Below are 18,238 nucleotides of genomic sequence, written 5' to 3'. Positions count from 1 at the left end.
CCTTGTTATGAGGGCAGTGCTGCGCCGCATCCCGCGGCCGCTGCCCCGCATGGATTGAAGAGCGCGATCATGAACCGTTATCCGGTCTGGAAGTACGCGATCCTGGTGATCGTGTTGCTCATTGGGGCCCTGTATACCCTGCCCAACTTCTTTGGCGAGGCGCCCGCGGTGCAGGTGTCGTCGGCCAAGGCCACGCTGAAGGTCGACGCCGCGGTCCAGCAGCGCGTCGAGGACGCGCTGAAAGCCGCCAACGTGGCCTCGGACTCCATCGTGTTCGACGGCAACTCGGTGCGCGCGCGCTTTGACACGCCGGACAACCAGCTCAAGGCCAAGGACGCGATCGAGAAGGCCCTGATCCCCGACCCGAGCGATCCTTCCTACATCGTGGCGCTGAACCTCGTGTCGCGCTCGCCCGACTGGCTCACCGCGCTGCATGCACGGCCCATGTACCTCGGCCTGGACCTGCGCGGCGGCGTGCACTTCATGCTGCAGGTGGACATGCAGGCGGCGATCACGAAGAAGATCGAGTCGTACGCAGGCGACCTGCGCAGCGCGCTGCGCGAGAAGAACATCCGGCACGGCGGCATCGGCCGCGAAGGGCAGGCCGTGGACATCCGCGTGCGCGACGAGGCCACGCTCACGGCGGCACGCAACCTGATCGCCGACCAGTTCCCGGACCTGGCGGTCGTGAGCAGCGCCGACGGCGACGGTATGCGCCTGCGCGCCACCATCAAGCCCGAGGCCCTGCGCAAGGTGCAAGAGCAGGCCTTGAAGCAGAACATGGTCACGCTGCACAACCGTATCAACGAACTGGGCGTGGCCGAGCCCGTGATCCAGCAGCAGGGCCTGGACCGCATCGTGGTGCAACTGCCCGGCGTGCAGGACACGGCCAAGGCCAAGGACATCCTGGGCCGCACCGCCACGCTGGAAGTGCGCATGGTGGACGAGGGCACCGAGGCGCGCGCCGCCGAAATGGGCACGGGCCCCGTGCCGTTCGGTGCCGAGAAATACCTGGACCGCAACGGCCAGGCCGTGATCGTGAAGAAGCAGGTCGTGCTGACCGGCGAGAACCTCACCGACGCGCAGCCAGGATTCGACGGCCAGACCCAGGAGCCCACCGTGAACCTCACGCTGGACGCCAAGGGCTCGCGCATCTTCAAGGACATCACGCGCGAGAACGTGGGCAAGCGCATGGCCATCGTGCTGTTCGAAAAGGGCAAGGGCGAGGTGGTGACCGCGCCCGTGATCCGCAGCGAGATTGGCGGTGGTCGCGTGCAGATCTCCGGCCGCATGACCACGGCCGAGGCCAACGACACCGCACTGCTGCTGCGCGCCGGCTCGCTGGCCGCGCCCATGGAGATCATCGAGGAATACACCATCGGCCCGAGCCTGGGTGCCGACAACATCGACCGGGGTATCCAGTCGGTGGTCTGGGGCATGGTGGCCATCGCGGCCTTCATGTGCGTGTACTACATGCTGTTCGGTGTGTTCTCCACGATCGCGCTGGGCGTGAACGTGCTGCTGCTGATCGCCATCCTGTCGATGCTGCAGGCCACGCTGACCCTGCCCGGCATCGCCGCCATGGCCCTGGCGCTGGGCGTGGCCATCGACTCCAACGTGCTGATCAACGAGCGCATCCGCGAGGAGCTGCGCGCTGGCGTGGCCCCGCAGGCGGCGATCGCCACGGGCTACGAGCGCGCCTGGGCCACCATCCTGGACTCCAACGTCACCACGCTGATCGCGGGCCTGGCGCTGCTGGCCTTCGGCACGGGGCCGGTGCGCGGCTTTGCCGTGGTGCACTGCATCGGCATCCTGACCAGCATGTTCTCGGCGGTGTTCTTCTCGCGTGGCCTGGTCAACCTCTGGTATGGCCGCAAGAAGAAGCTCAAGAGCGTGTCCATCGGCCAGGTGTGGAAGCCCGAGGGCGATGAGCACCGCTCGGTGGCTGCCCGCGGCAACAGCAACTAAGAAAGGGGAAAACCATGGAGTTTTTCCGCATCAAAAAAGACATCCCGTTCATGAAGTACGCGTTGGTGCTCAACGCGGTGTCTTTCATCACTTTCGCGCTCGCGGTGTTCTTCCTGGTCACGCGGGGCCTGCACCTGTCGGTGGAGTTCACGGGTGGCACCGTCATGGAGGTGGCCTACACGCAGACAGCCGACATCGGCAAGGTGCGCGACACCGTCGCGGGCCTGGGCTATGCCGACGTGGTGGTGCAGAACTTCGGCACCTCGCGCGACGTGATGGTCCGCCTGCCCGTGCAAAAGGGCGTCACCTCGGCCCAGCAAAGCGAGCAGGTGCTGAGCGCGTTGAAGGCGCAGGACCCCGAGGTCACGCTGCGGCGCACCGAGTTCGTGGGCCCGCAGGTGGGCGAAGAACTGGTGCATGGCGGCCTGATGGCGCTGGGCATGGTGGTGCTGGGCATCGTCATCTACCTGGCCTTCCGCTTCGAGTGGAAGTTCGGCGTGGCAGCGGTGATCGCCAACCTGCACGACGTGGTCATCATTCTGGGCTTCTTTGCGTTCTTCCAGTGGGAGTTCTCGCTGTCGGTGCTGGCCGGCGTGCTGGCCGTGCTGGGCTATTCGGTGAACGAGTCGGTGGTGATCTTCGACCGTATCCGCGAGGCCTTCCGCAAGTTCCGCAAGCTCAATACGCATGAGGTGATCGACCACGCCATCACCTCCACCATGAGCCGCACCATCATCACCCACGCCTCCACCGAGGCCATGGTGCTGTCCATGTTCTTCTTCGGGGGCCCCAGCCTGCACTACTTCGCACTGGCGCTGACCATCGGCATCCTGTTCGGCATCTACTCGTCGGTGTTCGTTGCCGCGGCCATCGCTATGTGGCTGGGCGTCAAGCGCGAAGACCTGGTCAAGGCGCCGACCCGCAAGGAAGGCGACCCGGCCGACCCGAACTCCGGCGCCGTGGTCTGACGATGCGCGTGCGCAGCCGCCTTGTCCGCGTGCCGATGCAAAGGCCGGGGCGCGACAGCGGCTGGGGCTAATATCGGAGCCCTATGGATTTTTCGCCCACTTCCACTGCCCACCGACGGCTGGCCCACCTGGCCCGCCAGCGTTTCGTGGAGGGGCTGTGCGCCGGCTTGCCGGCGCTGGACAAAACAGTCCATGACTTCCTGACCGAGTTGATGGGGCAGACCGCCACGCAGCGTGACATGCAGTTGCGGCGCGATGCCTGGATGGGCCATCAGGCCCACCGCAAGACCTGGGTGGAACACCTGGGCCGGGCTTGGCGTGAAAGCCTGGCGCCCCCGCCCGTCACGGGGCGCGGCACCCTCAACGCGTCCAAGGCGTTCGATGGGCTTGAACTGCTGGGCGACGACGTGCTGGAGAACAAGATCATCGCCTCGCGCATGGCGCTGACCCTCACCGAGCATGTGGCCGCTCCCTTCGATGCTGCGCGGCAGCGCACACAGCATCTGGAAGGCCGTGAGCTGGCCGGCACCGATATCCTGCGCCCCGAAACCCTGTGCCTGCATCTGGTCGAGCAGTGGTTGGAGGTGGGCCTGCAGCGCGACCATTTGCAGATGGTGATCGACCCGCTGCAGCGCGAACTGGCGGCGCTGGCGCTGGCGCAGTACCAGGCCCTTGTGAAGCTGTACGACGAACAGGGCGTCGTGGCGCAGGACGATCTGCGCGCCCGCGTGCGCCGCGCGGCCGCCGGCCCCAACACCGGCAGCCCCGGCGAGCCGCCGCCCGCGTCCGGTCCCGTGGGGCTGGCCTCGCAGGCATTGCAGCAGTCGCGCGCCGCGCTGGGGCGGCCCACGGAATTTGCCCCCACGCGCCAGGCGGCGTCGGCCTTCATGCCCCCGCCCCCCGGCATGCGCGGGCAGCCGGTGATGGCCGGCATGGGCAGCCCGCTGGTGCGCGCGCGCCAGCGCGCCCAGGGCGTGATGATGCAGCTGCGGCGCTTGCTCACGCAGCCCACCACGGGCTACGACATGGTCAAGGCACCCCCCGCGTCCGCGGCGCTGGCCCATGCGCTGGCGGCGCACCGCGTCTCGGCCGACAGCTACTACAGCGACGTGGCCACGCTGGTCGAGGACTACAGCCCACAGGCCGTGGTCCGCGTGGCGAGCGCCGTGCGTGAGCGGTCCGTGGAGTTCAAGAAGAAGGCCAGTACCGCCAGCGAGAAGGCCATCATCGAGGTGGTGGCGCTGATGTTCCAGAGCATCCTGAGCGAAGACCGCATCCCGCCCTCGGTGCGCGTGTGGTTTGCACGCCTGCAGGTGCCGGTGCTGCGCGTGGCGCTGGCCGAGCCCGAGTTCTTCAGCAACCTCACGCACCCCGCGCGCCAGCTCATCGACCGCATGGGCGCCTGCGTGCTGGGCTTTGACGCCAGCTCCATCAATGGCAGCGCGCTGGAGGCCGAGATCCGCCGCATCGTGCAGGTGATCGAGCAGTACCCCGAGACCGGCCAGCGCGTGTTCCAGCTGGTGCACGACGAGTTCGAGAAATTCCTCGCCAAATTCCTCACCGAGAAGCAGGGCACCTCGCGCATCGTCAGCGTGGCCCAGCAGGTGGAGCAGCGCGAGACGCTGGCGATCCAGTACACCATCGAGCTGCGCGCGCTGCTCAAGGACATGCCGGTGCGCGACGAGATTCGCGAGTTCTTGTTCAAGACATGGGCCGAGGTGCTGGCGATGTCGGCCGTGCGCGACGGGGCCCAGCATGCCAGTACCGCCGCCTTCAAGCGCGCCGCGGCCGACCTGGTGTGGGCGGCGGGCGCCAAGCCCAACCGCGCCGACCGTGCGCTGGTCATCCAGAACCTGCCGGCGCTGCTGCAGAGCCTGCGCCAGGGGCTGGCGCTGATCGGCGTGGCGGGGCCCGAGCAGGACGCACAGATCAAGGGAATCACCGACACGCTGGCCGACGCTTTCCTCTCCAAGACGGCCTCGATCCCGCAGGCGCACATCGATGCCATGGCCAAACGCCTGGCGAACCTGGAGGACTACATCGGCGACGAGGCGCTGGGCGACATGCCGCTGAGTGCGGACAACATCGAGATGCTGCTGGGCATCGACGCCTCGTCCATCCACGTCATCGCCGACAATGGCGCGCCTGTGCAGGACGACATGGTGGCCTGGGCGCAGCAGCTGCCGCTGGGCACCTGGTTCACGCTGGACCACAACGGCGCGTCCACCCAGGTGCAATACGCCTGGCACAGCCAGCGCAAGCAACTGCACCTGTTTGCCACGCGCGATGGCGGCAGCTACCTCATCCAGCTGCGCCGGCTGGGGGCCTACCTGCAGGCGGGCCTGCTGGTGGCGCAGGAGGAGGAGAGCCTCACGCTGCGCGCCACGCGCGATGCGCTCACCAAGCTGGACGCCAACCCGGAGCGCCTGCTGGGTTGAGCGGTCGCGCAGCGGCCCAACGCGCACAACGGGGGCCGGCTGCGCACAGCCGCGCCGCGGGCCTCAAGCCTCAAGCCTCAAGCCTCTGGCATGTCCGTGGCGGCGCTGAAGCCATTGCGTGTATTGCGCGGCCTGGCATTGCACGACGGCGCGGCGTTGCGGGGTGCGACCGGTGGCGGACTGCGCGTCGACAGCTGCTATGGATGAAATAGCTTTTGACGCTGGACAGCAGCGCGCCAAGCCCCGTTCTATTCCCATTCATCACCACCCCGCACCACGCGGCGCACCACGTCGGCGGCGAAGCCACGCGTGGCCAGAAAGCGCATCTGGCGCGCACGCTCCTGCGGCGTGTCGGCGGGCTGGTCGCCAAAGCGCTGGCGCCACACGGCCCGGGCGCGCTGCAGTTCGGTGCCCGCCAGCTGGGCGGCGGTGCTGCGCACCAAATCCTCGTCCAGCCCCTTGCGCCGCAGCTCCTGCAGCACGCGCTGGGTGCCGAAGCGCTCCGCGCGGCGGTGCACCACGGACTCGGCCACGCGCTCTGCATTGATGAAGTCGCGCGCCTGCAGCTCGTCCAGCAGCGCCGGCAGATCGTCGCCCTCCTGCACGTGGCGCGCCAGCTTGGCCTGCAGTTCGCTGCGCGAATGCTCGCGCTGGGCAAGCAGGCGCAGCGCACGGCCCTTGAGGGAGAGGGCGGTGAATCCCATGAATGCTATTGAAAAAAGAGCTTCCAGCGCTTGATGGTCAAGCGCTGGAGGCAGATTTCGTTAAAAAACTCCGGTGCGTGGTTACGCTTCGATCTCGCCCGTCTTGTCGGCCTTCTTGCCGCGCGCAGGCTTGTCTTCGGGCAGATCGGCCGCCGGGCTGGCGTGGCCCGTGGGCAGCAGCGCGATGCCCAGACTTTCGCGCACCTTGTTCTCGATCTCCACGGCCAGGCCGGGGTTCTCGCGCAGGAACTCGCGGGCGTTGTCGCGGCCCTGGCCGATCTTTTCGCCGTTGTAGGCATACCAGGCGCCACTCTTTTCCAGGATGCGCGCGTTCACGCCCATGTCGATGATCTCGCCCTCGCGCGAGATGCCCTCGCCGAACAGGATGTCGAACTCGGCCGTCTTGAACGGGGGCGAGACCTTGTTCTTCACCACCTTCACCTTGGTCTCGTTGCCGATCGCCTCGTCGCCCTTCTTGATGGTGCCGGTACGGCGGATGTCCAGGCGTACCGAGGCGTAGAACTTCAGCGCGTTGCCGCCGGTGGTGGTCTCGGGGCTGCCGAACATCACGCCGATCTTCATGCGGATCTGGTTGATGAAGATGACCATGCAGTTGGTCTTCTTGATGGTGGCGGTGAGCTTGCGCAGTGCCTGGCTCATCAGGCGTGCCTGCAGGCCGGGCAGGGCGTCGCCCATCTCGCCCTCGATTTCGGCCTTGGGCGTGAGCGCGGCGACCGAGTCCACCACGATCAGGTCCACGGCGCCCGAGCGCACCAGGCTGTCCACGATCTCCAGCGCCTGCTCGCCCGTGTCCGGCTGGCTGATGAGCAGGTCGGTGAGCTGAACGCCGAGCTTGCTGGCGTACTGCACATCCAGCGCATGCTCGGCATCCACGAAAGCGCACTGGCCGCCTTGCTTCTGCATCTCGGCGATGACCTGCAGCGTGAGCGTGGTCTTGCCCGAGCTTTCCGGTCCGTAGATCTCGATCACGCGGCCGCGCGGCAGGCCGCCCACGCCCAGGGCGATGTCCAGGCCCAGCGAGCCGGTGGAGACCACCTGGATGTCCTCAATGGCCTCGCCCTCGCCCAGGCGCATGATGGTGCCCTTGCCGAACTGCTTTTCGATCTGCGCGAGGGCGGCTTGCAGGGCCTTGGCCTTTTCGCTGTTGACGGCGGTTGCGTTGCCTTTGACGGTGGCGTCCATGAAATGCTCCTTCGGGTCGGGGTCACGGTGAAATCGTGCGCCTGCCTGGAAACTGTTTCCAATGACAGGCTGGATGCTTGAACAGTAGTTTATGGGCGGTTGATGCGTTATCCAATCAATTTTTGGTCAGTTTGGCTGACAATATGCGGATGACCGCTCCCCCCAGCCTCGACGACCGCTGGCGCCAGACCCACCTGGGCCGCCTGCTGGGCCATGCCATGCGGCGCTTCGATGCGCGCGTGCTGCAGCTCATGGCGCGCGACGTGCAGGTGCCGCTGGCGCTGTCCAACCTTGCGGCGCGCGACCAGGTGAGCGCCGCGCACATCCACATCACGCGGCATCTGTCGCTGCAGGGGGACCGCCTCACCGACCTGGCCGAGCGCGCGGGCATGACCAAGCAGTCCATGGCCGCGCTGGTGGAGCAGTGCGCGGCCTGGGGCCTGGTCACGCGCGAGCCAGATCCGCGCGATGCGCGTGCGCGCCTGGTGCGCTTCACGCCCACGGGACTGGCGTGGCTGCAGGCGTTTCGTGCGGCGGTGGCGCAGGCCGAGGGCGAGTTCCGCGCCGAGGTGGGGCAGGACGTGGCCACGGTGGTCGCGCTGGGCCTGGAGGCCTATGCCGGCGGCGAGGGCACGGCGGCCTAAAATTCAGGCAGAGCGCAGGCCGGCGCACGACAACCAGGAGAGACACCCCATGCGCATCCTCATCGCCGAAGACGACCAGGTGCTTGCCGACGGGCTGCTGCGCACGCTGCGCGGCTCGGGCGCCGTGGTGGACCATGTGGCCAGCGGCACCGAGGTCGATACCGCGCTCCTGACCAACAACGAGTTCGACCTGCTGATCCTCGACCTGGGCCTGCCCAAGATGCACGGCCTGGAGGTGCTCAAGCGCCTGCGTGGGCGCGGCTCGGCGCTGCCGGTGCTGATCCTCACGGCGGCCGACAGCGTGGACGAGCGCGTGAAGGGCCTGGACCTGGGCGCCGACGACTACATGGCCAAACCGTTCGCGCTGTCGGAGCTGGAGGCGCGCGTGCGTGCGCTCACGCGCCGCGGCATGGGCGGCACCAGCAGCGCCATCCGCCACGGGCCCCTGGTGTACGACCAGGCGGGCCGCGTGGCCACCATCGACGGCAAGATGGTGGAGCTGTCCGCGCGCGAGCTGGGCCTGCTGGAGGTGCTGCTGCAGCGCGCCGGCCGCCTGGTGAGCAAGGAGCAGCTGGTGGAGCGCCTGTGCGAGTGGGGCGAGGAGGTGAGCAACAACGCCATCGAGGTCTACATCCACCGCCTGCGCAAGAAGATCGAGCGCGGGCCGATCCGCATCGCCACCGTGCGCGGCCTGGGCTACTGCCTGGAAAAGATCCCCAGCTGACGGGACCCGTGGATGCTCTGTTATTGATAGCTGCTTGCGCTTGATGCATAAGCGCTAGCGGCCAAAAACGCCCACCACCTTGAAAATCTTCCAGCGCGAGCAGCGCTCCCTCTTCGGCGAAATCCTGGACTGGATGCTCACGCCGCTGCTGCTGCTGTGGCCGGTGAGCCTGGCGCTGACCTGGCTGGTGGCCCAGGGCCTGGCCAACAAGCCCTTCGACCGCGCGCTGGAGTACAACGCCCATGCGTTGGCGCAGCTCGTCACGGTGCATGACGGCAAGGTGCTGTTCAACCTGCCCCAGCCCGCCAGCGAGATCCTGCGTGCCGACGAGTCCGACATCGTCTATTACCAGGTGCTCTCGCCCACGGGCGACTACCTCTCGGGCGAGCGCGACCTGCCGCGCCCGCCGCCCGAGGAGCAGGCGTTCTCCGGCGAGGTGCGGCTGCGCGACGCCGAGTTGCGCGGCATCGACATCCGCGTGGCCTACATCTGGGTGCGCGTGCCGCTGCCCGATGCGCCCGCCGCGCTGGTGCAGGTGGCCGAGACACGCGCCAAGCGCAGCGTGCTGGCCACCGAGATCATCAAGGGCGTGATGCTGCCGCAGTTCGTCATCCTGCCGCTGGCGGTGCTGTTGGTGTGGCTGGCGCTGGCGCGCGGCATCAAGCCGCTGCACCAGCTGGAGGAGCGCATCCGCGCGCGCAAGCCCGACGACCTCTCGCCGCTGGACCACAAGGCCGTGCCGATGGAAGTGGCGCCGCTGGTGGATTCGGTGAACGACCTGCTGCGGCGCCTGTCGGAATCCATGGCCACGCAAAAGCGCTTCCTGGCCGACGCCGCGCACCAGCTCAAGACTCCCCTGGCCGGGCTGCGCATGCAGGCCGACCTGGCGCAGCGCGAGGGCACCAGCACCGAGGAGCTCAAGCAGTCGCTCAAGCAGATCGGGCGCTCGTCCATCCGCGCCACGCACACCGTCAACCAGTTGCTGGCGCTGGCGCGGGCCGAGGGCGGCAGCGCCGTGGTGCAGCGCCAGCCGCTGGACCTGGCGCGGCTGGTGATCGAGGTGGTGCGCGACAGCGTGCCGCGCGCCATGGACAAACACATCGACCTGGGCTACGACGGCGTCGAGCCCGGCACCAATGGCGTGTGGATGGACGGCAACCCCACGCTGCTGAAGGAGCTGGTGCGCAACCTGGTGGACAACGCCATCAACTACACCCCGTCCAGCGCGCAGCAGCCCGGCGTGATCACCGCGCGCGTGCTGCCCGACCCGTTCAGCCATGTGCTGCTGCTGCAGGTGGAGGACTCGGGCCCCGGCGTGCCCGAGGCTGAGCGCGAACTGGTCTTCCAGCCCTTCTACCGCGCGCTGGGGACGGACGCCGACGGCTCCGGCCTGGGCCTGCCCATCGTGCGCGAGATCGCGCGCCAGCACGGCGCCGAGGTGGAACTGGAAGACGTGCGCCCCGGCGCGGCCATGCCCGGCGCGCGCTTCAGCGTGCGGTTCACGGCACGCGAATCGGGGCCATAGCGCCGCCGCTGTCCGATGCTATCGATAAAATAGCTGCTCGCGCTTGATGGAAAAGCGCTGGAGGGCATTTTGAGGTCGATTCAAGCAGCCGGTGCGGCCGTGCCCGCTGCGGGGTCCGCCAGCGCCAGCAGCCAGTCGCGAAAGCGCACCAGCGTGGCCAGCTGCGCACGCGACTCGGGGTAGCACAGCCAGTAGCCCAGGTCGCTCGTGTAGCCGCCGCCGGGCAGCGGCTCGGTGACGGTGCCGGCGGCAATCTCGTCCTGCACCAGGCAGCGCGGCACCAGGGCCAGGCCCATGCCCACCGACACCGCGCGGATGATGGTCTGGAACTGGTCGAACTGTGGGCCGGCCAGCGGGTCCAGGCCGTTCACGCCGTGCGCCTCGGCCCAGTGCTGCCAGGCACCGGGCACGCTCACGTGGCGCAGCAGCGTGTGGCGTGCCACGTCCTGCGGGCTGTGCAGGGGCGGCGCGCCGGCCAGCCCGGCGCGCGGGCCGATCAGGGCCACGTCGTTGCCCGTCAGGTAGTGCGCGCGTGCGCCCGGCCAGTGCCCGTCGCCGAACAGGATGGAGCAGTCCAGCTCGGGGTCGGCAAAGTCGTAGCCGTGCACGTAGGGCACGAAATGCAGCGTGATCTGCGGGTGCTGCGCACGCAGCTGCGGCAGGCGCGGAATCAGCCACTTGGCGGCCAGCGTGGGCAGCACCGACAGGTGCAGCGCGCCGCCCTCGTCGCCGCTGGTGATCAGCTCCAGCGTGGCCGCCTCCAAGCGGGCGAGCAGGGCGCTCACGGCCTTTTCGTAGCGCTCCCCGGCGGGTGTGAGCGACAGGCGCTTGCGGCTGCGCTCGAACAGCGGAACGCCCACCCAGCGCTCCAGCTCCTGCACCTGCTTGCTCACCGCGCTCTGGGTGAGGTGCAGTGCCTCGGCCGCGCGCGAGATGCCCCCGAAGCGGGCCACGGTACAGAACGCCCGCAGCAGGTGCAGCGGCGGGTGAAGGCGGCGCAGGATCATGGGGTTTGCCGATCAAAACATTCCACAATGGAATGATAACAGGCACAGCTATTGCTTTTCCGTCCGCACCCCTTCGTTTATCTTTCTTGCACTATCAAAGGAGTGAGTCCATGCAACGTCGCAAACTGATTGCCGCGCTGGCGGTTACCTCTGTAGTTTCTGGAATGACCTTCGCCCAGGACAACAGCCGTCCGCTGCGCATCGTCGTGCCCTTCCCGCCGGGCGGCGCCACCGACATTGCCGGCCGCTCGCTGCAGGAACCCCTGCAGCGCCTGCTGGGCCAGCCGGTGGTGATCGAGAACAAGGCCGGTGCGGGCGGCTCCATCGGCATGGCCGAGGTGGCACGCGCCACCGACGGGCTGACCTTCGGTGTGGCCACGCTGTCTACCCACGGCGTGAACCCGGCCGTGCTGGGCAAGCTGCCCTACGACCCCATCAAGGACTTCGTCGGCGTGACCGAGATCGTCAAGGCGCCCGGCATCATCGTGGTCAACCCCAAGGTGCTGCCCGTCAAGGACTTCGCCGACCTCGTGAAGCACCTGAAGGCCCATCCCGGCAAGGTGGAATACGCGACGCCGGGCAACGGCACCATCGGCCACATGTGGGGCGAGCTGTTCAAGAGCGCCACGGGCACCAGCATGGTGCACATCCCCTACCGCGGTGCGGGTCCGGCCACCAACGACGTGCTGGGCGGCCAGGTGCCGGTGTACTTCGACCAGGTGGCCTCGTCGCTGCCGCACGTGAAGGCCGGCAAGCTCAAGGCCTTGGCCGTGTCCTGGCACGAACGCCTGGCCGTGCTGCCCGACGTGCCCACCTATGCCGAGCTGGGCTACAAGCAGGCCAACGATGCGTCGTGGTTCGGCCTGGTGGCGCCCAAATCCACCCCCGCGGCCCAGGTGCAGCGCGTGCAGCAGGCCGTGGCCCAGGCCCTCAAGGAGCCGGCGGTGCGCGATCGCCTCGCGGCCCAGGGGCTGTATGCGTCGGGCACCACGCCCGCCGAGTTCTCCGCGCAGATCGCGCGTGAAATTGACAAGATGAAACAGGTGGCAGCCTATGCCAAGATCAAACTGGATTGATTTCCACGGAGTGTGCCTATGCAAGCAGTGCTGAAACTGATCCACAGCCAGTACCTGCAGGCCGAGCCCGGCGCAGCCGGCGCCCCTGCGGCGCCGCCCGCTGCGTCACCCGCACGCATGGTCTCCCGCATCGCGGGGCGCACGCCCCTGGTGCTGGATTCGCCGCACAGCGGCACCGTCTACCCCGCCGACTTCCGCGCTGCGCTGGACCTGCCCGTGCTGCGCCGTGCGGAGGACACCCACGTCGAAAAGCTCTACGCCTTCGCGCCCGGGCTGGGCGTGGGCTGGGTGGAGGCGCACTTCCCGCGCATCTACCTGGACGCCAACCGCGACACCACCGAACTGGACGCCACCCTGCTGGACGCGCCCTGGCCCGACCCGGTCACCACCGACCCCGTGGTGCTGCAGAAGGTGCGCCTGGGCAAGGGGCTGATCTGGAAGTTCACCGACGAGGGCGAGCCCATCTACGACCGTCCGCTGGGCGTGGAGGAGGTGCGTGCACGCATCGATCGCTGCTGGCGGCCCTACCACGCGGCGGTGGCGGCCGAGATCGACGCCGCCCACGCGCGCCATGGCTACAGCATCCACCTCAACTGCCACTCCATGCCCGCCGTGGCCGCCAGCCACGCCACGCTCTACCCGGGCCTGCACCATGCCGACTTCGTCGTGGGCGACCGCGACGGGGCCACCGCCAGCCCGGCGCTGTCGCAGCAGATCTGCGCGTTCCTGCGCGAGCGCGGCTACAGCGTGGACTACAACCATCCCTACAAGGGTGTGGAACTGGTGCGCCGCTACGGCAACCCCGCGCAGCACCGCCACAGCATCCAGGTGGAGATCAACCGCAAGCTCTACATGGATGAGCAGACGCTGGACATCCTGCCGGCAGGGTTCGACCGGCTGCGCGCCGACCTGCGCGCGCTGGTGGAGTCTCTGCTGGCGACCGACCCGCGCGGCTGACCGCTGGCGGCGGCATTCAGGCGGCGGCCTCGGCAGCGAAGGGCCGCGGTCGGCTGTACCGAGTTTCCCAACGCAAGACCCGTTCCCATGGACGGGCCTTTGTCATTCCGCGCGCTTGTGCAGGCCACTAGCGATAAAAAACATAGCTGCTAGCGCTTACCAGGCAAGGGTGAATGCGGGATTTCTTCCTTGCGGCCACCGGGCGCCGCCGCGGTGTGCGCCGGCAGTGCATTCCGCATTGGAATGAGATGTATCGCAATGCTCATTGGTCAGCGGCCCGCGGGGTTACCAGAATGGTTTGTTACCAAAGACCAACCTTGAGGGAGCATTGCATGCAGCGTAGAGACATCCTGACACTGGCGGCCGCTGGCACCATCCCCGGCGCTGGCGAGCGCCCAGGCCTCCAGCAGCACCCTGCGGCTGGTGGTCCCCTTCCCGCAGGGCGGCGCCACCGACATCACCGCGCGTGTGCTGGCCGCGCCGCTGTCGCGCATCCTCGGCATGCCCGTGAAGGTGGACAACCTGCCCGGCGCGGGCGGCGCCACCGGCATGCAGGCGGTGGCCAAGGCCGCGGCCGACGGGATGACGCTGGGCGTGGCCACGCTCTCCACGCATGGCGTGAACCCCGCCGTGTACAAGAAGCTGCCCTACGACGCGATCAAGGACTTTGCGGCGGTGACCGAGATCGTCAAGGCTCCGGGCGTGCTGGTGGTGCACCCCAGCGTGCCGGCGCAAAACTTCGAGCAGTTCATCAAGCTGCTCAAGAGCCAGCCGGGCAAGATCACCTATGCCACGCCCGGTGCGGGCACCATCGGCCACATGTGGGCCGAGTTGCTGCAAAGCACCACTGGCACGTCCATGAAGCACGTGCCCTTCCGCGGCGCGGCGCCCGCCGTGGCCGACCTGCTGGAGGGCAAGGTGCAGGTGTACTGCGACCAGGTGGCGTCGTCGCTGCCTCATATCCAGGCGGGCAAGCTGCGCGCGCTGGCCGTGTCGTGGAATCAGCGCCTGGCCGTGCTGCCCAAGGTGCCTACCTATGCTGAGCTGAGCCAAGACCGCTGCATAACTGGTAGCACTCCTGATGCGCGTCCTTGGCCGATGCGCTCCAATCGCCCCAGGAGGTGATGACCGATGGACAGCTTCTTTCTGATGGGCGCGCGCCCGCTGGTCGAGTTCAGCCCGAGCATGAAGCTGCACGAGTTGCTTGACTGGAGCGCCATTGCTGGGCAGTTGACGGGCCTGTACCAGCGCGAGATCAGCGGCGCCGGTGGTCCCCAGCCTTATTCGTCGCTGGGCATGTTCAAGCTCATGCTGCTGGGTCAGTGGCACGGTCTGTCCGATACCCAACTGGAGCAGGCCCTGCGCGTGCGCCTGGACTTCATGGTCTTCACTGGTTTCGAACCCTCGGCCGGTGAGTTGCCCGATGCCAGCACCATTTGCCGCTTCCGCAACCGCCTGGTCAAGGCCGAACTCGAGCAGAAACTGCTGGCGCTCATCAACAGCCAGTTGGAGCAACGAGGCCTGAAGGTGCAAGGCGCGCGCGGGGCCATCATTGATGCCACCATCATCCCCAGCGCTGCACGCCCGAGGCAGCACGTCGAAGGTGAAGGCGAGCAAGCCAGACTCGTTGACAGCGCCGACAGTGAAGCGCGCTGGGTCAAGAAAGGCAAACACGCCTTCTTCGGCTACCGGGGCCACACGGCAGTCGACAGCGAAGACGGCTACGTCGAGCATGTGCAGGTGCACCCAGCCAACGAAGCCGAGATCAACAAGTTGCCTGAGATCGTCGAGGCACTCTCGCCTGGGATAGAGGCCGTGCTGGCCGACAAGGGTTATGCGAGCAAGGCCAACCGGCAGTGGCTCGCCGAGCGTGGCATCGGTGATCTGATCCAGCACAAGGGCAGCGCGGGCAAGCCGGTGCATGCGCTACTCAAGCAATTCAACAAGCAGATCGGCTCCATCCGCTTCAAGGTTGAGCAGGCCTTCGGCACGATGAAGCGCAGGTTCCACTTGGGCAGGGCGCGCTACTTCGGCACAGCGAAGGTACAGGCGCAGATGTGCTGGGCGGCATTGGGGATGAATCTGCTGAAGGCCCATCGCAAGCTCAAAGCGATGGAGCTTGCTGGGGCAGGTGCGCCCTGAAAGGCGAAACGGGGCGCTGAAACGCCCCCAAGCACAGAAATCCGGGGCAACAAACGCTCGAAAACATCCAAGATGGCGCCGTAGACCAGCATCACGCCTCCATCCGAGCGGTTATGCAATGGTCTTGAGCCTGTTCACCAACAACGATCCGTCGTGGTTCGGTCTGGTGGCACCCGCCGGCACGCCCGCCGTCGTGGTCCGCGCGCGCCGCAATGCCGTCGCACAGGCGCTGGAGGAGCCCGCCGTGCGCAAGGCGCTGGCCGACCACGGGCTGTTCCCCTCGGGTTCGCTGCCCGCGGAATTCGGGGCCCAGATCCAGAAGGAAGTGGACAAGATGCGGCGCGTGAGCCGCTTTGCGCAGATCAGCTTGGACGCGGGCTGACGGCTGACGGCTGACGGCGGGCCGGCAGCGGCGCTGCCGGTGCGAAGGCCGCCATCCATCAAGGCTGCCGCGCGCCATGCCGCGCAGGCCACCGCGGCCGGCAAACCGCGCTGGCGGCGTGCCAGGGATCAGGCGCAGGGGCGCAGCGTCTTGCCCGCCAGCGCCGGCTGCAGCGTGGTGTCCAGGCGGGTGCGCAGCGCGTCGTTCACGGCCGGCAGGCGCAGCATGAAGCCGGGCGCGTCGGCGCGCTCCTGCACCACGCGCGCGGTGCGCACGCCCTGGTTGGCCAGCAGGGCCATGCCGCGCTGCGCGGCCTCCTCGGTGGAAAAGCGTCCCAGCGACAGCCCCGGCTCCAGTGCCGCGCCGGGCCGGTCGTAGGGGATCTTGAGCGCGCGCAGCTCGGCGCGCTTCTTGGCCACCGCCTCTTCGTCGGGAAAGCGCCCCATGTACACCATCCAGCGGCCCGTGATCGGCGTGGGCTCCAGGGTCCAGCTGCCCTCGGGCAAGACGGCCGCCGCCTGGCGCAGCGCGTCGGCCTGGCGCGCGTCGAACACGCCCGCCTGCAGGCAGGCCGGGGGCTCCGCGGGCGCGGCGGCGGTTGCGGGGGACGCCGCCGCCCCGCTGGCGGCGGGTGTGGAGGCCGGCGCGGAAGACGCCGGGCCCGCCGGTGCCGCGGACGACGCGGCCCCCTTGCTGCCCTGGGGCAGCAGGCGCAGGTTCTGCGGGGCGATCTGCTGCTCCATGCGCTGCGGCTCGGACTCATCCACCGGGGCCAGGCCCCAGCCGCGCAGCAGCCCCTGCGACCAGGCGTAGTAGCCGGCGTTGGCCAGCAGCAGAAGCACGACGGCAAGGCGCAGCATGGCTCAGTCCTTCAGGGTGCGGGGGGCGCGCAAAAAGCGCGGGGAACGCGGCGTGGCGGTCATTGCGGGCGCACGCTGATCTCGGCGCTGGTGACGGGCTGCATGCCGCGCGCGGTGTGCACCAGCAGCGTGCCGTCCTCGGTCACGCCGTGGGCCGTGCCCTGCGTGCCGTCGCTCAGCGTGACGGCGCGCCCGGCCAGCAGATCGCGCTGTGCAAAGCGCGCCTGGAACGGGGCAAAGCCATGCTCGGCAAAACCCAGCAGCGCATGCACCAGCGGCGGCGCGATGCGCTGCAGCGCGCTGGCCGCGGTGAGCGTGGTGTCCACCTCGCGCAGGCACGCGGGGGGCGTGCGCAGCCCGTCGGCCAGCACGGGCAACACGTTCAGCCCGATGCCCACCACCACGTAGCGGCTCTGGCCCGCCACCAGCGGCGGCACGGCCGCGCCGGGCGCGGTCACGGTGGCCGTCTCCACCAGAATGCCGCCGAGCTTGCGCCCATCCTGGAGCCACAGGTCGTTGGGCCACTTGAGCAGGACGCGCGGGTGCCCGCTGCCTTCGGGGGGCAGGGCGGGCTGCAGCGCCTGCGCCACGCTCACGCCCACGGCCAGCGACAGGCCCGACCAGTCGTGCGGCGCCAGCGGCAGGCCCAGCGAAAACGTGAGCGCGGGCACCACGCCGGTGTCGCGGTAGGTGGCGGCGCTGTGCCAGTCGCGCCCCAGGCGGCCGCGGCCGGCGGTCTGCTCCTCCGTCACCAGCAGCGTGGGCTCCAGCCGGCCGTCGCGCGCGCGGCGCATGAGCTCGCTGTTGGTGGAGTCGATGCTGGGCAAGACCTCTACGGTGAAGCCGGGCAGCAGCGGCGCAATCGCCTCCCACAGGGCCTCAGCCGGCCAGCGCACGGGGGTGGCGGCGGGGCTCACCGCTGGGCGCTCCTGCGGCCCTGGCGGGGTTTCGCGGATTTGGCGGGCTTGGCGGCTTTGCCGCTGCCTTTGGCTTCCTGGGCCTTGCGGGTCTTTGGGGCCTTCCTGGCTTTTTCGGTCGGCGGTTGGGGCGCCAGGCCCGGCGGCGCCCAGCCGCGCTTGGGCGCCAGCAGGGTGCCGCGGCAATTCTTGCTGCCGCACCAGCAGGGGTATTCGGCCTTCAGCTTGGGCGTGTAGCGCTCTTCGATGATCAGGCCGTAGTCGTAGTTCAGTTCCTCGCCCGCGCGGATGTTGCGCAGCGCGGTGATGAAGATGCGGCCGCCCTGCTCGTCGGCAAAGCAGTTGGGGTCGCAGCTGTGGTTGATCCAGCGCGAGGAATTGCCGCCGAACTTTGCGTCGATCACGCGGTCTTCATCCACGTGGAAGTAGAAGGTGTGGTTGGGCTGCGCGGGGTCGTGCGGGTGGCGGTCCTGGGCTTCCTGCCAGCTGATGACCTCGCCCGTGTACTCGACGAGGACCTCGCCCTCGGCAATGTCCTGCACGGCGAACACGCCCTTGCCATGCACGCCCGAGCGCCGGGTCTGGATGCGCCGACCGGCGGCGGGCGTGGGGGCGGCGGTGGAAGCGGTGCGGGGCATGGGGAAACTCTGTTACTTTGAATGTGTGCACACATGCGTGCGCGTGCGCGCGTGTGAGGCGGATTGTAGAAGCGCCAGCAGGGCG

At 68.5% G+C, this 18,238-nt stretch carries 16 protein-coding genes and 1 pseudogene; 11 read left to right on the top strand and 6 right to left on the bottom strand.

Going from position 1 to position 18,238, the window contains the following annotated elements:
• Positions 1 to 69 precede the first annotated feature (69 nt).
• The 3 genes from secD (at position 70) to DTPSY_RS16810 (ending at position 5,374) form a co-directional block, all read left to right on the top strand.
• Complete coding sequence (gene secD, locus DTPSY_RS16820) at positions 70 to 1,968, top strand: protein translocase subunit SecD (protein ID WP_015914576.1); 1,899 nt, start codon at positions 70 to 72, stop codon at positions 1,966 to 1,968.
• Between the two features lie 14 nt (positions 1,969 to 1,982).
• On the top strand, positions 1,983 to 2,936 hold the full coding sequence (gene secF, locus DTPSY_RS16815; RefSeq protein WP_015914575.1) for a protein translocase subunit SecF: 954 nt from the start codon (positions 1,983 to 1,985) through the stop codon (positions 2,934 to 2,936).
• 83 nt (positions 2,937 to 3,019) lie between these two features.
• Positions 3,020 to 5,374, top strand: coding sequence for a DUF1631 family protein (locus tag DTPSY_RS16810; protein ID WP_015914574.1), 2,355 nt, complete (start codon positions 3,020 to 3,022; stop codon positions 5,372 to 5,374).
• A gap of 248 nt (positions 5,375 to 5,622) precedes the next feature.
• Here DTPSY_RS16810 and recX read toward each other — a convergent pair whose 3' ends face one another.
• Positions 5,623 to 6,078, bottom strand: a complete 456-nt coding sequence (gene recX / locus DTPSY_RS16805; RefSeq protein ID WP_011807085.1) for a recombination regulator RecX — start codon at positions 6,076 to 6,078, stop codon at positions 5,623 to 5,625.
• A gap of 81 nt (positions 6,079 to 6,159) precedes the next feature.
• Positions 6,160 to 7,281 carry a recombinase RecA gene (recA, locus tag DTPSY_RS16800; RefSeq protein WP_011807084.1) on the bottom strand — a complete coding sequence of 374 codons (1,122 nt, stop codon included), beginning with the start codon at positions 7,279 to 7,281 and terminating at the stop codon, positions 6,160 to 6,162.
• A 149-nt stretch (positions 7,282 to 7,430) separates the two neighbouring features.
• Here recA and DTPSY_RS16795 point away from each other — a divergent pair, with 149 nt between their 5' ends.
• The 3 genes from DTPSY_RS16795 (at position 7,431) to DTPSY_RS16785 (ending at position 10,174) form a co-directional block, all read left to right on the top strand.
• Positions 7,431 to 7,925, top strand: a complete 495-nt coding sequence (locus tag DTPSY_RS16795) for a MarR family winged helix-turn-helix transcriptional regulator (protein WP_015914573.1) — start codon at positions 7,431 to 7,433, stop codon at positions 7,923 to 7,925.
• 49 nt (positions 7,926 to 7,974) lie between these two features.
• The gene (locus DTPSY_RS16790; protein WP_015914572.1) at positions 7,975 to 8,649 is read left to right on the top strand and encodes a response regulator; all 675 of its coding nucleotides are present in this window, start codon (positions 7,975 to 7,977) and stop codon (positions 8,647 to 8,649) included.
• Between the two features lie 79 nt (positions 8,650 to 8,728).
• Entirely contained in the window at positions 8,729 to 10,174 is a 1,446-nt protein-coding gene (locus DTPSY_RS16785) for a sensor histidine kinase (protein ID WP_015914571.1), read from the top strand.
• 80 nt (positions 10,175 to 10,254) lie between these two features.
• Here DTPSY_RS16785 and DTPSY_RS16780 read toward each other — a convergent pair whose 3' ends face one another.
• Positions 10,255 to 11,181, bottom strand: a complete 927-nt coding sequence (locus DTPSY_RS16780) for a LysR substrate-binding domain-containing protein (protein ID WP_015914570.1) — start codon at positions 11,179 to 11,181, stop codon at positions 10,255 to 10,257.
• Positions 11,182 to 11,291: 110 nt separating this feature from the next.
• Here DTPSY_RS16780 and DTPSY_RS16775 point away from each other — a divergent pair, with 110 nt between their 5' ends.
• From DTPSY_RS16775 to DTPSY_RS16755, 5 genes and pseudogenes are all read left to right on the top strand, one after another.
• Positions 11,292 to 12,257 (top strand): Bug family tripartite tricarboxylate transporter substrate binding protein, encoded by a 966-nt coding sequence (locus DTPSY_RS16775; RefSeq protein ID WP_011807079.1) that lies wholly within the window; start codon positions 11,292 to 11,294, stop codon positions 12,255 to 12,257.
• A gap of 18 nt (positions 12,258 to 12,275) precedes the next feature.
• The gene (locus tag DTPSY_RS16770; protein WP_015914569.1) at positions 12,276 to 13,214 is read left to right on the top strand and encodes an N-formylglutamate amidohydrolase; all 939 of its coding nucleotides are present in this window, start codon (positions 12,276 to 12,278) and stop codon (positions 13,212 to 13,214) included.
• 332 nt (positions 13,215 to 13,546) lie between these two features.
• Positions 13,547 to 14,261, top strand: a pseudogene (locus tag DTPSY_RS16765) (tripartite tricarboxylate transporter substrate-binding protein); the annotation flags it as partial.
• A gap of 84 nt (positions 14,262 to 14,345) precedes the next feature.
• Positions 14,346 to 15,356, top strand: coding sequence for an IS5 family transposase (locus DTPSY_RS16760; protein WP_015914568.1), 1,011 nt, complete (start codon positions 14,346 to 14,348; stop codon positions 15,354 to 15,356).
• Positions 15,357 to 15,480: 124 nt separating this feature from the next.
• A complete protein-coding gene (locus tag DTPSY_RS16755) occupies positions 15,481 to 15,738 on the top strand; it encodes a tripartite tricarboxylate transporter substrate-binding protein (protein WP_238526550.1) in 258 nt (85 codons plus the stop codon).
• 128 nt (positions 15,739 to 15,866) lie between these two features.
• Here DTPSY_RS16755 and DTPSY_RS16750 read toward each other — a convergent pair whose 3' ends face one another.
• Genes DTPSY_RS16750 through DTPSY_RS16740 form a run of 3 tightly spaced genes read right to left on the bottom strand, consistent with a single transcriptional unit; the run spans position 15,867 to position 18,153 of the window.
• Complete coding sequence (locus DTPSY_RS16750) at positions 15,867 to 16,598, bottom strand: SPOR domain-containing protein (RefSeq protein WP_015914567.1); 732 nt, start codon at positions 16,596 to 16,598, stop codon at positions 15,867 to 15,869.
• A gap of 59 nt (positions 16,599 to 16,657) precedes the next feature.
• Complete coding sequence (locus DTPSY_RS16745; protein WP_015914566.1) at positions 16,658 to 17,515, bottom strand: biotin--[acetyl-CoA-carboxylase] ligase; 858 nt, start codon at positions 17,513 to 17,515, stop codon at positions 16,658 to 16,660.
• A complete protein-coding gene (locus tag DTPSY_RS16740) occupies positions 17,512 to 18,153 on the bottom strand; it encodes an SET domain-containing protein (protein WP_015914565.1) in 642 nt (213 codons plus the stop codon). Before DTPSY_RS16740 ends, DTPSY_RS16745 begins: the two co-directional genes overlap by 4 nt.
• Positions 18,154 to 18,238: the final 85 nt, after the last annotated feature.

The sequence above is a fragment of the [Acidovorax] ebreus TPSY genome (assembly GCF_000022305.1).
Lineage (GTDB): Bacteria > Pseudomonadota > Gammaproteobacteria > Burkholderiales > Burkholderiaceae_C > Diaphorobacter > Diaphorobacter nitroreducens.
The sequence above is the reverse complement of the archived record's forward strand: the minus strand, read 5'-3'. Positions and strand labels throughout refer to the sequence as shown.

Coding starts and splice junctions, on each gene's coding strand:
- DTPSY_RS16790 (WP_015914572.1), top strand. CDS start 7,975: ATGCGCATCCTCATCGCCGAAGACGACCAGGTGCTTGCCGACGGGCTG.
- DTPSY_RS16795 (WP_015914573.1), top strand. CDS start 7,431: ATGACCGCTCCCCCCAGCCTCGACGACCGCTGGCGCCAGACCCACCTG.
- recX (WP_011807085.1), bottom strand. CDS start 6,078: ATGGGATTCACCGCCCTCTCCCTCAAGGGCCGTGCGCTGCGCCTGCTT.
- DTPSY_RS16780 (WP_015914570.1), bottom strand. CDS start 11,181: ATGATCCTGCGCCGCCTTCACCCGCCGCTGCACCTGCTGCGGGCGTTC.
- DTPSY_RS16750 (WP_015914567.1), bottom strand. CDS start 16,598: ATGCTGCGCCTTGCCGTCGTGCTTCTGCTGCTGGCCAACGCCGGCTAC.
- secF (WP_015914575.1), top strand. CDS start 1,983: ATGGAGTTTTTCCGCATCAAAAAAGACATCCCGTTCATGAAGTACGCG.
- recA (WP_011807084.1), bottom strand. CDS start 7,281: ATGGACGCCACCGTCAAAGGCAACGCAACCGCCGTCAACAGCGAAAAG.
- DTPSY_RS16810 (WP_015914574.1), top strand. CDS start 3,020: ATGGATTTTTCGCCCACTTCCACTGCCCACCGACGGCTGGCCCACCTG.
- DTPSY_RS16775 (WP_011807079.1), top strand. CDS start 11,292: ATGCAACGTCGCAAACTGATTGCCGCGCTGGCGGTTACCTCTGTAGTT.
- DTPSY_RS16760 (WP_015914568.1), top strand. CDS start 14,346: ATGGACAGCTTCTTTCTGATGGGCGCGCGCCCGCTGGTCGAGTTCAGC.
- DTPSY_RS16770 (WP_015914569.1), top strand. CDS start 12,276: ATGCAAGCAGTGCTGAAACTGATCCACAGCCAGTACCTGCAGGCCGAG.
- secD (WP_015914576.1), top strand. CDS start 70: ATGAACCGTTATCCGGTCTGGAAGTACGCGATCCTGGTGATCGTGTTG.
- DTPSY_RS16740 (WP_015914565.1), bottom strand. CDS start 18,153: ATGCCCCGCACCGCTTCCACCGCCGCCCCCACGCCCGCCGCCGGTCGG.